The following is a 16095-nucleotide window of genomic DNA, read 5'->3' as shown; positions in this document are numbered from 1 at the left end:
ATGAAAATCAAAGGCAAATGCGCACTATTATGGATTCCAATAAAGTGCGGCAATCGTATGAATATTTGGGCAGTCTGAACAACGCAGGAAGTCGTCTCCAAACAACGGCACCGGAAGACAGACCGGACACTGAGGAAATCGAGCAGTATCTTATCGATAACCAATATATCGCGACAAGGTTATTTGATAACGCTATCGTGGGCACAAGTCCTGACATTGAAGCAAAGGAAGGCCAGACCGCGCTGGAAGTTTGTCTGGAGCAAATTCAAGATGGGATTAGCAGCAATATATAGAAATATATTGATAATATTGCGGGCAGCGTTGCATTATTAACCATAAGACAAAACATCAAATAAGCATAAGCTTAATTTATTTAAAAAGGAGGTGATTTTATGGAATATTTGGTACATCCACAAGATGGCATGATAGATCAATACTGCTTTATAAAGTGTTTGATTAATGTATGCGGGGCAGAATGTGCTTCGTTATGTGGAGCAGACTGTGAAACGCTATGCGCTGCTAACTGTGAAACTTTATGTGCTGCTAATTGCAGTTTGTGTGGAGCCAGAGCCTGCGTTGGTAAAATGGTTCCTGAGCCTTATGGCGGATAATCGCACATCGGATGTCTCTAATGGTTAATAAATAACTGCTGTCCGCAGTATTATACTTAGGATGACCGGAATTTGAAAGGAACCACAAAAGCATGAAGCCATATAAGTTATTTATCTTAGTTTTATCAATGCTAATGCCCCTTTTATGCTCCTGCGATGGATTAATCGCCAATCATAGCATTCCAGAGCATTCTCCTGGAATGCCTGATAAGACTACTACAAACAGGTTTTCTGATTATGACAAATTTCCACTCCCATATGAAACAGAACTGAAAGTTAGTTCAGATGGAGAGCAGTTAATTCTATCTAAACAGCAAGCGCTTGAAGACTATGATGCCTTATGGGAAATGTTGGAGGATAATTACCCATATTTTGAAACGATAAAAAATGAACTGGGGCTGGATTGGAAGGAGGTAAGGGATACTTACCGTACTGAGCTGATAAGTGTGTGTAGGGGACCATCCATACTTCAGGATAATTATATAAATGTAATCAATAACTGCTTGAAGCAGTTTAAAAGTATAGGCCATCTATATGTCATTCAACCGTTTTTGTATCAACGCATGGTCGATACTTTTCGAGCGGTAGTGGAATCGAGCGGAGAAAATCAGAACCACGACAGTAAGGAAGAAGTCGATATGCTATCCAAGATGCTATCCATAATAGAAAGCCAAAAGGTCAAAACTTTTTATGACTATTATAAAAACTTAATGCCAAGCCCCACACCTGCCTCTACCGAAGGTGGTACACAGCTATACCCGCAAGAACAATCATTGTATGAAGAAGTAAGACAAACGATTATAGAGGCTACGGTTGGAGAAGGTATTCCTTACATAAAAATTACAGGTTTCCTTTGGTCGTCTCCAAAATGTACGCCGATTGCGATCAAGATGATTCAGGATTTTTTTGAAGCAAACAGCGAGGCGGATGATATAATCATAGACATACAGGGAAACGGTGGAGGGAACACCGGCGTGTGGAGGGATGGAATCGTATCACACATAATTTGCGAGCCTTTGAAACAATCTGGTATGATCGGTGTTAAGGATGGCAAGTTTAACCGTTTTATGTGGGATGCAGAGCAGCCGTTTCCGTCCGAGTTTAAAGAAATCGATAGCGAGACTTGGGATAATACATTTCCGGATTTAAATATAAAAGATTTCGGCCATCTGAAGTTTTACAATCACGAAAACACTTGCACGCAACACGATAATAGCATTTGCTTTCAAGGTCAATTATGGATGTTGATTGACAGGAGCAATTACTCCGCTTCTGATGCATTTGCTTCCTTTTGCAAGACTACGGGCTTTGCAAGGCTTGTAGGCAAAACAACGGGCGGAAACGGACGTGGGGGGCAGCCATATACATTTGCCTTGCCTAACAGCGGTCTGCTCGTGTACTTTGACCCATATTTTTCTTTAAATCCTGACGGAAGCTGCAACGCCATTGCAGGCACAAGACCGGATATTGAAACTAAGGCAGGAATGACCGCGCTGGAAACTTGTCTTGAAGCGATATGGCGAGATAAAGATTAAACTGCTGAGAATATAGCGTATCGAGGTGGATCGCAATGAAACAGATATTTAACTTTTGTGGCAAATACCTTAATGAAAAGAAGGGAATATTGACACTTTATATACTCATATGTATATTTGCCAGTATGACCACAGTGGTGTTCCCCTATATCTCTGGCAGTTTTATAGACCGACTCATACAGGCAACAGATACGTCTTTTCTCGGCAGGTATATTTTAATTTTTGCTTTATTCAGCATAGTGGGATTGATACTTGGATATGTGAGTAGCCGCCTGTATATGAAGCTACAAACCCAAATTGCATTCAGACTTAATGCAGATGCTATAAAACATGTGCAGAACGTACCACTAGGCTTTATACTGCGTCAGGATACAGCATATTTAAACCAGCGGATCAACAGTGATTCAAACGCTTTGATAATTTTCTGCATTGGAGTAATGCAGCAGATTGTAATAAACGCCGTCATGGTGATAGCTCCGATAGCCTTAATATTTTCGTTTAGTATATATCTTGGAATAGTGCTTATCATCTTAAATGCACTGTATTTTTTGAGCTACAACATATTTAAGAAACCGCTCTTTAAGGTGAGCTACGAATATAAGGAAGAACAATCAAGATACTTTGGGAAGTTAACTGAGCAATTATGCAATGTGAAGTTCATTCAGCTTCATGGAGTCGGGAATGGTTTTTTTAAGCGTCTTACCCATGTGTTTGAGAATTTATTGAATAAAGCATTAATATATCAAAAAACCAACTATCTATTTTCAAGCGTTGATAAAATAATAATGACAGTTGCTAACATTCTGGTGTTTTTGTTTGGTGGCATATCCGTTATAAATGGGAGCCTTTCTGTGGGTTATTTTGCCATTATATCAAGCTACTTTAGTATGATGATGTCAGCTACGAGGTATTTCTTTACCTTGGGGCAAAGCGTACAGGAGAATATGGTTTCTTATAACCGTCTCAGGGAGATATTCGAGATTAATGAAAAAAGCAACGGTAAGGAGGTGCCAAAAGGCATAGATTGTATCGAAGCTAGAAATCTAACATTTTCTTATGGAGATAACTGTGTTTTACATGACTACAGCGTCACTTTTAAAAAAGGTAATATATACGCGCTCACTGGCAAAAATGGTTCCGGTAAAAGCACGCTTATAAATGTGCTGGTTGGCCTGTATATAGATGAATTTACGGGAGAAGTGTTTTACAATGATAAGCGTATATCCTTGCTTGATATGTGTGAGGTGCGAAGAAAATATATAGGTATATCCGAGCAGGAGCCGATGCTGCTCCCTGACACGCTTAGATATAATCTTACCATTGATGAGCAGGCTGAATTAGATGAGAATAATTTCCATGAGTTGTGCAGTTGCCTTGGTCTGGAAGAATTTATTGAATCGCTTCCCAATGGCCTTGATACAATCATCAATGAAAGGGCAAGCAGCCTATCCGGCGGTGAGAAGCAGAAAATCGCCATTTTGCGCGCATTAATGAAAAAACCTGATGTTTTGATATTGGATGAACCTACTTCTGCATTGGACAGAGCCAGCCGCAAGCACTTGAGGGAACACCTGCAATTATTAAAGAAGGAGAAAATAATTATTATATCGACGCACGATAAGGACTTTATTGAGTTTTGTGATGAATGCATTTGTCTTGCGCTGCCAGTTCAAAATTAATAATTGATAAAATTAATTCGTAAAATATGTAACTTCATATTGTTTTGCAATTTCTCTTGCAAGTTGTGAATTTTTATTCTTTTCTATTTTCTCTACACTGTTCCTAGGACAGAACGGTTTACAAATTCCTGTGATGTATTATGGATATGAAAAAGAGTTCTGTTTCTTTAAGGAACTCTCAAAGGCAGTAAGTGAGTATATATATTACTAGAACAATTGCAGGATCCGGAAGAGAACGAAATGGATGCCTCCTGTAAAGTACAGGATGGCTTCCATCTGTTAGCCCCGTGTCAAAACATGTGTCCAGTTTTATGGGTACATATAATTGTCTCGGCAGGGATTTCCTTTATGGATGATATATTTCTGAATTATCCCGCCGAGCCAGAGCGGCTAGTGCGTCCGCATCTTTCGCCGCGTCAATGCGGCTGGCTCAGCGTGCGGCGTATTATTTCGCTGCGTGAGAGCTGATATAAGCATTTGCGAGAATCGTGTATCTCGAGATAAAATCATCGTTGTGAAAATCAACTAATTTTTCGCGCAAATTTCCTTTACAAATTATGAAATGTAGAATGTTGACAACTTGTGTTAAATTTGCATCGCCTTAATTGACAGTGTTTTTTCATAAATGTTATTATGGAAAATGCATTCATACGCCGCTGCAACTGCGGTTTTAGTGAGTATGACGTAAATATAGATAAATAACATAAACTGCGTAAGCAAAATAACAGAGAGGTGAAATGATGTTGCGTTCGATTAAATTAGGTCGCACAGAGCGCATGACGTATTCCAAACTGCGTGAAGTCATTGATATGCCGGACTTGGTGGAAGTTCAGAAAAAGTCATATCAATGGTTTTTGGACGAAGGTTTGATGGAAGTTTTGCAGGATGTATCGCCAATAACTGATTTTTCCGGTGATATTGAATTATCTTTCATTGATAAAGAGTTCGATATAGATCATCCGACCTACGATATTCCTGAGTGTAAAGATCGTGATGCGAACTATGCTGCGCCTTTGCGGGTGAAGGTGCGTTTGCATAACCGCCGTGATGACGTTATCAAGGATCAGGTGATTTATGTAGGCGAATTCCCGATTATGACGGACACGGGTACTTTTATTATCAACGGCGCGGAGCGGGTCATAATTTCACAGCTGATTCGTTCGCCTGGCGCGTACTTTGCCAACCTAAAGGATCCCAAGACTGACAAGGAACTTTATACTTCACAGCTAATTCCTAACCGTGGAGCTTGGCTAGAATATGAAACAGATGCCAACGATACTTTGTATGTCCGTATTGATCGAACCCGTAAATTCCCTCTGACGGTGTTTTTGCGTTCACTCGGCATGGGAACTAATGAAGAAATTATTGAAGTTTTCGGGGATGAAACGCCGATTACCGCAACTTTAGCCAAAGACACTTGTCGGAGTCAGGAAGAGGGGTTGGCGGAGCTGTACCGTAAGTTGCGTCCGGGCGAACCGGTGTCGATTGAAGGTGCGGAAACTTTGCTGCACAACATGTTTTTCGATCCGAAACGCTATGATTTGGCGCGTATAGGTATCTATAAATTAAACAAAAAGCTAGGCTTGGCGGCTCGGCTGGTTGGGCACAAGGCAGCGGAAAATATTGTCGATGCTAACGGGGAAGTTTTGGCGATGGCCGGCGATATTTTGAACGCCGAAGTTGCTAAAGAAATTCAAAATGCTGGAATTAACGTGGTTCCGGTTCATGCAATTGTGGTTATCGGTGAGTCGGTGATGGAAGACGAGAAGGTCTTCAAAATTATCGGCAACAATCGGGTTGACGCAAGACTTTATCTGCAACGCGTCTTGGGGGCGGCGAAAGCGGCACAGGTCGATCTGTCCCCGTTGAATGAGATGGTACGCACATCAGTTTTGGCGGAGCTTTTGGCTGAAGCTGAAGCTTCAGACGATGTTGTGGCTACTTTGAGTTCTTCAATAAAAGCACGCAAAAACGACTTGATGCCGAAACATTTGACAATTGAGGATATCATTGCTTCAATCAGCTATTTCCTCGGACTTGATCACGGCATTGGCGGCACGGACGACATTGACCACTTGGGCAACCGGCGTATCCGTTCGGTTGGCGAACTTCTGCAGAATCAGGTGCGGATCGGTTTTGCGCGTATGGAACGGGTCGTACGTGAGCGCATGGGAACTTTGGCCGATGCGGAATCGGCAACCCCACAGATGTTGGTGAACACAAGGCCGATCAGTGCAGCAATTAAAGAGTTTTTCGGCTCGTCACAGCTTTCGCAATTCATGGATCAGCCAAACGCCTTAGCTGAACTTACGCACAAGCGGCGTCTATCTGCTTTGGGCCCTGGCGGTTTGAGCCGTGATCGTGCCAACTTTGAAGTGCGTGACGTTCATTCTTCGCATTACGGTCGTATGTGCCCGATTGAAACACCTGAAGGTCCGAACATCGGTTTGATCAACTCGTTGGCCACCTATGCTAGGGTAAATGAATACGGTTTTATTGAGACGCCGTATCGAGTGTATGACAAAGAGCGAGGGGTGGTTACGGATGAAGTCCGTTATATGACGGCGGACGAGGAAGACAACTACTATATCGCACAGGCTAATGCTCCATTGGATGAGGAGGGGCATTTCACCTGCAACAAGGTAACGGTTCGTCTGCTTGATAAGTTTTTGGAAGTTGAACCGTCCATGGTCGATTTGATGGACGTTTCGCCGAAGCAGCTCGTTTCGGTAGCCACTTCCTTGATCCCTTTCCTCGGCAACGACGATGCCAACCGGGCTTTGATGGGTTCGAACATGCAACGTCAGGCGGTACCTTTGATTAAACCGGAAGCACCAATTATCGGAACCGGTATGGAATACCGTACGGCCAAGGACTCGGGTGTTTGTGCGGTAGCTAAGCACGATGGTACGGTTGATTATGTCAGTGCGAACAAAATTGTCGTTAACGGCGGCCCGGGGATTGCCGACACGTATAATTTGGCTAAGTATCGTCGTTCCAACCAGAGCACTTGCATCAATCAGCGTCCGCTGGTGGCCAAAGGGGACAAAGTTAAGGCTGGAGATATTATTGCAGACGGTCCATCTACTGAAAATGGCGAATTGGCTTTGGGCAAAAATGTGTTGATTGGCTTCATGACGTGGGAAGGCTACAATTATGAAGACGCGGTTTTGCTTAATGAACGTTTGGTAAAAGAGGATATTTACACTTCTATTCACATTGAGGAATATGAATGCGAAGCCCGTGACACCAAGCTTGGCAGTGAAGAAATTACCCGCGAAATCCCGAATGTTGGCGATGACTCCCTGAAAGATTTGGACGAACACGGCATCGTGCGTATCGGTGCGGAAGTGCGGACCGGCGATATCTTGGTCGGTAAAGTTACGCCGAAAGGTGAAACGGAACTGACGGCGGAAGAGAGACTGTATCGTGCGATTTTCGGTGAAAAAGTGCGGGAGGTGCGTGATACTTCGGTAAGGGTGCCGCATGGTGAGTCAGGTATTGTTGTTGATGTCAAGGTTTTTGACCGTGAGAAGGATGACCTTAAACATGGCGTAAACCGTTTGGTGCGTGTTTATATCGCTCAGAAGCGTAAAATCAGTGTCGGTGATAAAATGGCCGGACGGCACGGTAACAAGGGTGTTATTTCTCGGATCTTGCCGGAAGAGGATATGCCGTTCTTGCCGGATGGCACACCGCTTGACATAGTTTTGAACCCATTGGGCGTTCCGTCACGTATGAATATTGGTCAGCTGCTTGAAGTGCATCTCGGCCGGGCTGCGCGTGAACTGGGCTGGAAGGTGGCGACGCCGGTATTTGACGGAGCAACGGAGGAAGATGTCAGCGAAGCGTTTAAGATGGCCGGCATTGACCCGGATGGTAAAACAGTGTTGTATGATGGCCGCACGGGTGAACCTTTTGATGGACGTATCACTATCGGTATCATGTACTATTTGAAATTGCATCACTTGGTTGACGATAAAATTCACGCCCGTTCAATCGGACCGTATTCATTGGTTACACAGCAACCCCTCGGTGGTAAAGCTCAATTCGGCGGCCAGCGGTTCGGTGAGATGGAAGTTTGGGCACTTAAAGCGTACGGTGCAGCTTACACATTGCGTGAAATGCTCACCGTCAAGTCGGATGATATCACCGGTCGTACCAAGACCTATGAGGCTATTGTCAAGGGCGAAAGCGTGCCGGAGTCCGGTGTGCCTGAGTCATTCAAAGTCTTGGTCAAGGAATTGCAGAGCTTGTGCCTAGATGTGAAGATTTTCATGCAGGATCAGGAAGTTTCGGCACAAAATTTGCCGGAAGATGATGACGATGTTTCGTTTGATTTTGCCCGTCTGGCGGAACTGGATGAAGCGGCCGCAGTCAAAGCCGGGGGCGATGATAGTTTGAATGAGGCCGGTTTCGGGGTCGGCAGGCTGAATTCGGAAGGCAATCTGGAAAATGACGCGCCGGAAGCTGGTTCCGACGCTGACTCGGCGGACGAGTTTTAGTACCGAACAGGAGAGAAGGATACATTATGAGTGAATTGCAGAATATAGAGGCAATCGGCATTACCCTAGCGTCACCGGAAGCAATTTTGTCCTGGTCCCACGGCGAGGTAACCAAGCCGGAAACGATTAACTACCGTACCTTGAAACCGGAGCGCGGCGGCCTGTTTTGTGAAAAAATCTTTGGGCCTACCAAGGACTGGGAATGTCATTGCGGTAAATATAAGAAAATTCGTTATCGCGGTATCGTCTGCGATCGTTGCGGCGTTGAGGTAACAAGGGCCAAAGTACGGCGGGAGCGGATGGGTCACATTAAACTGGCAGCCCCGGTATCACATATTTGGTATTTCCGTGGCATACCCAGCCGTATGGGGCTGATTTTGGACATTTCGCCGCGTAATCTGGAAAGAGTACTGTACTTTGCCAGCTATGTCATCATTGACCCTGGCACGACGGGGCGATTGAAATATGATCTGTTGACCGACAGTGAATATCGGGAATTGCAGAACAAGTACGGGCGCAATTCTTTCCGGGCTTTGATGGGCGCGGAAGCGATCAAGGAATTGTTACAGGAAATAGATTTGAATGTTCTCGCGGATGAACTTCGTACTGAGTTGCAGACGGCCTCCGGTCAAAAGCGGGTGCGGATAATTAAGCGTTTGGAAGTTGTTGAATCTTTCAAAAAATCTAACAACCGGCCGGAATGGATGATTCTGGATGTATTGCCAGTTTTGCCACCGGATTTGCGGCCGATGGTGCAGTTGGATGGCGGCAGGTTCGCTACCTCAGACTTAAATGATTTGTACCGTCGGGTAATCAATCGTAACAATCGTTTGTCCAAGCTCTTGAGCATGGGTGCCCCAGAGATAATCGTGCGTAATGAAAAGCGTATGTTGCAAGAGGCAGTTGATGCTTTGATCGATAACGGCCGGCGTGGGCGTCCGGTTACCGGTGCCGGTAATCGTGCTTTGAAATCGTTGTCGGATTTGCTAAAGGGCAAGCAAGGGCGTTTCCGCCAAAACTTGTTGGGTAAGCGGGTTGACTATTCCGGGCGTTCGGTTATCGTTATCGGGCCGGAGCTGAAGTTGCATCAATGCGGCTTGCCGAAGGAGATGGCGATTGAACTGTTTAAACCGTTCGTGATGAAACGTTTGGTGCAGGACGGGTACGCGCACAATATTAAAACGGCTAAGCGCATGGTTGAACGTGCTAATGATGTCGTTTGGGATATTTTGGAAGATGTAATTAAGGATCAGCCGGTATTGCTGAACCGTGCGCCGACGTTGCACCGTTTGGGCATTCAGGCCTTTGAGCCGATTTTGGTTGAAGGCCGGGCTATTAAGCTGCATCCTCTGGTATGTACGGCTTACAACGCCGACTTTGACGGCGATCAGATGGCGGTACACTTACCTTTGTCGGCGGAGGCACAGGCGGAAGCACGGTTCTTGATGCTGTCGGCTAACAACTTGTTGAAACCTCAAGACGGTAAACCGGTTATGGTGCCGACCCAAGATATGATTCTTGGCTGCTATTATTTGACCTTGCTGAAACCGGGCGAGCCGGGTGAAGGCAGTGCGTACTCTGATTTGGACGAAGCTTTGATGGCTTATCACGAGCATTGTCTGGGCTTGCACGCTAAAATCAAGGTGCGGATGACGAAAATGGTGAACGGAGAAAAGGTAACCGGCTTGGTCGAGTCTTCACTCGGGCGGTTGTTGTTCAATGAAATTTTGCCGCAAAACCTGGGCTATGTCGATCGCGAAGTTCCGGAAAACCGTTTGAAACCGGAATGTGATTTCCTGGTCGGTAAAAAGCAGTTGGCCAAAATAATTGAACGCTGCATAAGAGTCAAGGGGATTACTGGCACGGCGGAAATTTTGGATAAAATTAAATCCATGGGTTATAAGTTCTCTACTCGTTCAGGTATTTCCATAGGTATTTTCGACATGATCGTGCCTGAGGTTAAGAAAAAGTACTTGGAGGAGGCCGAAAAGAAGGTAGATTTCATCAATCGGCAGCATCAGCACGGTTTGTTGAACGAAGAGGGGCGTAAAGCTTCGGTTATCAAGGTCTGGAAACAGACGACGGACGATATCACGGAGGCGTTGAAAGCAAGCTTGGGTGAATTCAACCCGATTCATATGATGTCCGATTCCGGTGCCCGTGGTTCAATTTCTCAGATCAAGCAGCTGGCCGGTATGCGTGGTAACATGGCCGATACATCAGGTGCGACGATTGAAATTCCGATCAAGTCTAACTTGCGGGAAGGCATGAACGTGTTGGAATTCTTTATTTCTTCTCACGGCGCTCGTAAAGCTTTGTCAGATACGGCTTTGAAGACGGCCGACTCAGGTTATTTGACCCGTCGTTTGGTTGATGTTTCGCAGGATATTATTATTCGGGAAGATGATTGTGGTACGGAGGACTTTGTCGAGGTACAGGAACTTTCCGAAGGTGCTAAGAAGGGTTCGCGCCGGGTTGTAAAACCTTTGGAGGAAAGAATTGCTGGGCGTTATGCTGGTAGGGATATTCATCATCCGGTCACGAACGCGATTTTGGCTTATCGCAATGATTTGATCACGGTGGATATGGCGGAAAAAATCGCTGCAGCCGGTATCAAAAAAGTTCCGATCCGTTGCGTCTTGACTTGTCATTCCAGTCAGGGCGTCTGTGCTAAATGCTACGGCTTGAACCTGGCCTCGGGTAAAGAAGCGGTCATCGGTGAGGCGGTCGGCATCATGGCGGCGCAGTCAATCGGTGAGCCAGGAACTCAGCTGACGATGCGTACGTTCCACTCGGGTGGTATCGCTAACTCGGGCGATGATATAACTCAAGGTTTGCCACGTGTTGAGGAATTGTTTGAAGCACGTAAACCTAAGGGGCAAGCAGTCATGTCTGAGGTTTCGGGTGTTGTCCACATTGAGAGCGGTAAGCGTAAGCGTGAAGTTACCGTCACTACCGCCGAGGGTGAAGCAATGACCTACAGTATTTCTTTCGGCGCACCGTTGCTGGTGGTAGAAGGTGAAACGGTTGAGGCCGGGGATTTGTTGACGGATGGTTCGGTTAACCCGCACGATATCATGAAAATCAATGGCGCACGTGGTGTGGAGCGGTACATAATCAACGAAGTTGTTAAGGTCTACAATAACAACGGTGTTGATATCAACGATAAGCATATTGAAATAATTGCGCGGCAAATGTTGCGGAAGTATCGGGTGGATGATCCGGGCGACACCGATTTGTTGACCGGGTCGGTGGTCGACATGTTTACTTACGAAGAAGCAAATCAAAAAGCAGAAGCGGAGGGTAAGCAGCCGGCTGACGGTAAGCGGATTCTGCTCGGTATAACTAAGGCTTCACTTGCTACGGATTCTTTCCTTTCGGCGGCTTCGTTCCAAGAAACGACAAGAGTGCTTACTGATGCAGCGGTTAAGGGTAAGATTGATCCATTGCTCGGCTTAAAGGAAAATGTCATCATCGGTACACTTATTCCGGCCGGTACGGGCTTGAGTCATTATCGTCGTCTGACCCCTGTGCCAGTGATTGATGAGAATGCGGAGATCCTTGCCAAGTATAGTGATGGGAAAGCTTTGAATCCAAAATTTATAAATGCGAATGCGCTTGCGGCTGATCACCCGGTTCATTTGCATATGGCTGGCAAGACGATAGCTACGGAGGACGGGCTGGCTTGTCATTTAGCTGATCTAAACGGCAAGTCGGATTATAATTCTTAAGTTTTTACTGCGTTTAAGCTGTATTCATCGCTCCTAAGCGGTGGGTACAGCTTTTTTGCGTGCTGAGTGCTGGGCGCACAGGTGTGGTGTGCGATCGGGCGTGCCGATTGAGCAGATAGCATGGCAGTAGATGAGTAGTAAAGCAAGCATGATAAGCATGGCAGTAGATGAGCATAGCAAGTGATTAATATTAAGATCAGGGTATGGGCGTGACGTGAAATTTGCAGTTTTAGATTTGGAGTGGAATAGTGCGCCGCCGGGCGGCAAACCGCGGCAAAGAGGCGGGAAGAAACTGGTTTTTGAAATAATGGAGATCGGGGCTTTGATGCTTGACGACCGAGGGACGGTGTTGGGCAGTTTTCATCGGCGTATACGGGCTGAAGTATACCGGAAAATCAATCCTTATATCGCTAAAGTGACGAAGGTGAAAAATGCGGATCTACGTTGCGGTGAGCCGTTTGTTACGGTGTATGCCGATTTTCGGGCGTGGCTGACGGAAATGGCGAACGCGAGTGGCGGGGCCGAGGTGAGTGCGGCAGGCGGTGAAGAAGTGCCAAAGAGCATGCCGAGTGCGGCAGGCGGTGGTGAATTGGGCAGATCGGAAGCGATTGTTTTATGTGCGTGGGGCTGTAACGATATGCAAAACCTAAAGGCGAACTGTGACTTTTTCGGTTGTCGCCCGAAGCTAAACTTTCCTTCTCTAGACATACAATACGTTTATGGTTTGGCGGTCGAAAAAAAGGTCGGGCAGCGCAAATTGGAGGAAGCGGTGGAGCGATTAACAGCGGATTTTGCCGGCACTTGGCATGAAGCCTTGAGCGATGCGGCGGCCGCGGCGATGATTTTGCGTGATCTGTTGGCGCACGGCGTTAACCCGACAATTTTGCAAAGGTACTTTGTTAAATCGCCCGATGTTCCACATAAAACGGCGCACATTACCGCCGACAGCCGAAAAGCATTGACCACTGCGCTGGCGACGAACGAATACCGTTGTCCTATTTGCGGTGGGCCGATGTCTAAGCCGGCTAAGGTGCGCAAAAAAGCTGGGGACATGATGTGGTCATTGCAGTGTTTGCAGCATGGAGAATATGCCGTACACGCGCATATTACGGCCGGGAAACCAATGCCGGGAAATTTTTCGGCCAAACTGATGTGGCGGCGAATTCCACCTCAGTTACCGGATTTTTATTTGAAACAAATACAGCCGAAAGTAAATGAATGATGTATAATAATTACAAATGTAAATAGGCAATAAAATATTGCTTTTCAATTACCAATAATATGGTTGATGGTGTGCTCGGCGGTATGAAGCCGCTAATATGCCGGCGGTGAGTGAGGGCAGGCAGCATCAGAAGCAACGCGACCACGGAGAGGACATGAATATGTTACGCAAAAATAAGCAGCGGCTTGCTGTATCCTTGATGCTAGCGGTGCTTTGGCCAGCCTTGGCGGCGTTTTCGTCAGGTTCATTTTGGACGATTAAACCAGTTTCTGTAGTAAAGGCGGATCTTGATCCGAGGGATAGGGCGGAAGAAGGCAGTCAGACTTTTAATTTGAGTTTTAAGCTGGAGCGGCTACCTTTGACTAACTATGAAAATATGAACGCCGTATATTCTAATTACTGGAGCAATCAGCCGGATAATCAGGTTTTCGATAAGAATAACTGGGAATTGAACGACTTCGCGGTGGAATATGAATTGCATATAGATGGTCAACTCTCAACATACAAGCGAGAGCAGGTTTACCGTAAAGATGGGCGTGAGTTCTCGCCGGAGGTAGTGTTCAGTGAAGTTAGGGTACCATACAATAAAATAGAAACCGAATACTACGTTTCTCCAACTGGGTCATTGGTTGCACCATATTTGCTTCATTATGATTTGTATTTAAAAAAATCTGATAACAAGATGATTTTGCGTGTGCCGCGAATTAAGCCAGCAGACTATTATGAAGGTGATCTGACGCAGGTGAAACTGTTGTCTATTAGTGAGCCAAAATTTGTTGCACTTAACGGCGGTAGTGATGCGACTGCAAAAATATATTTAAACGGTGTTATGGGCAATGATGCCGCTGATGGTAGGAGTGAGGCGACCGCAGTTAAAACATTTGCCAAGGCGAAAAGCCTGGCCGCTGTAGCTCCAAAAGCCGTAAAAATTATTGTTACTGGTACTACTCAGCTTGCAGGGGAGATATCTTTGGCGGGAACTGCGGCGGAGGTTATCAGAGCTGAAAACTTTAATGGCTATCTCTTTGCAGTCTCTCCGGGGAAAAAAGTTACTCTTCGCAATATTGTTATTGACGGAAATTCAGAGAATAATGACGCGATCGAAAGTGCTTTGATCAATGTTGAAAAGGCCGAACTAGATATCGGATACGGGACGGTTATACGAAATAACCGCATAAAAGCGATTAAAAATAATTCTACTCAAGGCGGCGGGATATATGCCACTGAATCAACGCTCAAAATGACAGGAGGGCGTATTGAAAAAAATCGGGCTAATTTTGGGGGCGGTATATGTCTCCGCAAATCGACGATGAATTTCTCCGGGGGACAAGTGAGTGAGAATGAGGCTCCTTTGTCTATACATAAGAATATGTCGCCGCTAGTTTATAGCTCGGCTGGCGGTGGTATTGCAGTGGCTGACGGTTCAACTCTGAACCTATCTGGAGAAGCTGCCGTGCTAAAAAACAAGGCTGCGGAAATCGGCGGTGGCATCAGTCTGGGGACTAATGAGTGGGGAAATGGAAATTTTTTGAATATGCGGGGGGGAGTGGTTGACGGGAACGAAGCCGGCTCATCCGGGGGCGGTATTTTCATTCAGGCTAAGTATTATTACGGCGGCGCATCGGTGGCACGGATTGAAGGAGGCAGAATCACGGCTAATGTTATGAACGGTAAAGGCAAAACGGAAAAGGCCTTTGGCGGTGGCGGCATCTATGTAAACGGGGCCCTTTCGCACTATAATGGACAATATTTAGGTGGGGCCAATGGTGAATTGTATCTGAAAAATGCATTGATTACACAGAATACCACAACTTTTCAAGGTGGAGGTTTGGCAGCTTGCCCTATATCAAAAACGAAAATTTACGCAACGAACGGTGCGGCTATTTTTGGCAATAATGGGCTAAATAAGTTTAATGACATATTTATTTTTTGTCGGCACCAGTTAGGCCTTCATGGCGGGGAACCGGAATACAGTATTTCGTCTCGAATGCTTGGTGGTACGTTGTATAAATGGAAAAACGCTGCCGACGGTTTGTCTTTCCCTTCAGAAAAACTTGCAGGCAAGTTAACAGAGGATAATTCTTATATAGGTTTATACACGGAGGAAAGGATTGATTCCTTGGGGCAAAAACTTGGTCGTGTTATTATAAGCGGCAACCACTCTGCAACACGGGGCGGCGGTATCGGAAGCAACGGTAACATTATAATCGGCGAAGATCCGACGACATCAATTTCGGTTAGAAAAAAATGGGAAGGTAAGCCTTTGGTGGGACAGGATTTCCCGGCAGTTACCGTAGGGCTTTGGGCGAAGGTCGGCGGGCGAGCTTGGTTGATTGAAAAGCGGCAGTTGAGTAAAGATATTAACTGGCAAACGGTTTTTGAGGATTTGCCGGTAAACCTTGACAATCAAGCCGTTGTTTATAGTATATTGGAAGACGCTCTCGACGGTTATAACGCGGAGATTAGTGGCAATACTGCTGCTGGATTTACGATAACGAATAAGGCTAAACCGACTGAGCCAACTGGGCCAACTGAGCCAACTGAGCCAACTGGGCCAACTGAGCCAACTGAGCCAACTGAGCCAACTGAGCCAACTGAGCCAACTGAGCCAACTGAGCCGACTGAGCCAACTGAGCCAACTGAGCCAACTGAGCCGACTAAACCGATTGAGCCGAATATTCCACAGACCGGGGAAAAGGCGGTCGCAAGCGAATTTTCTGTAACGACAGCAATTGTTCTGGTTCTTGGGATCATTGTTGTCGCAATCATCGGGGGCAGCGGATACAGACGTAAAGCGAAAGTTAAAAATTAG

At 45.9% G+C, this 16095-nt stretch carries 8 protein-coding genes; all 8 read left to right on the top strand.

Annotated features, from left to right (window positions below; genetic code table 11):
* Positions 1–29 precede the first annotated feature (29 nt).
* Entirely contained in the window at positions 30–293 is a 264-nt protein-coding gene (locus tag HMPREF0868_RS07255) for a hypothetical protein (protein ID WP_146024629.1), read from the top strand.
* 99 nt (positions 294–392) lie between these two features.
* Positions 393–611: a hypothetical protein gene (locus tag HMPREF0868_RS07250; RefSeq protein WP_041705724.1), complete on the top strand. Its 219-nt coding sequence runs from the start codon at positions 393–395 to the stop codon at positions 609–611.
* Between the two features lie 92 nt (positions 612–703).
* On the top strand, positions 704–2146 hold the full coding sequence (locus tag HMPREF0868_RS07245) for a S41 family peptidase (RefSeq protein WP_012994088.1): 1443 nt from the start codon (positions 704–706) through the stop codon (positions 2144–2146).
* Between the two features lie 35 nt (positions 2147–2181).
* A complete protein-coding gene (locus HMPREF0868_RS07240) occupies positions 2182–3825 on the top strand; it encodes an ABC transporter ATP-binding protein (RefSeq protein WP_012994087.1) in 1644 nt (547 codons plus the stop codon).
* Between the two features lie 740 nt (positions 3826–4565).
* Positions 4566–8330, top strand: a complete 3765-nt coding sequence (rpoB, locus tag HMPREF0868_RS07230; RefSeq protein ID WP_012994084.1) for a DNA-directed RNA polymerase subunit beta — start codon at positions 4566–4568, stop codon at positions 8328–8330.
* Between the two features lie 26 nt (positions 8331–8356).
* Positions 8357–12061 (top strand): DNA-directed RNA polymerase subunit beta', encoded by a 3705-nt coding sequence (gene rpoC / locus HMPREF0868_RS07225; protein WP_012994083.1) that lies wholly within the window; start codon positions 8357–8359, stop codon positions 12059–12061.
* Positions 12062–12275: 214 nt separating this feature from the next.
* Positions 12276–13283: a 3'-5' exonuclease gene (locus tag HMPREF0868_RS07220; RefSeq protein WP_012994082.1), complete on the top strand. Its 1008-nt coding sequence runs from the start codon at positions 12276–12278 to the stop codon at positions 13281–13283.
* Positions 13284–13437: 154 nt separating this feature from the next.
* Entirely contained in the window at positions 13438–16095 is a 2658-nt protein-coding gene (locus HMPREF0868_RS08125; protein ID WP_012994081.1) for a Cna B-type domain-containing protein, read from the top strand.

The organism is Mageeibacillus indolicus UPII9-5 (genome assembly GCF_000025225.2).
In the GTDB taxonomy this organism is placed as follows: Bacteria; Bacillota; Clostridia; order Saccharofermentanales; family Fastidiosipilaceae; genus Mageeibacillus; species Mageeibacillus indolicus.
This window is presented reverse-complemented; position numbering and strand designations above follow the sequence as displayed.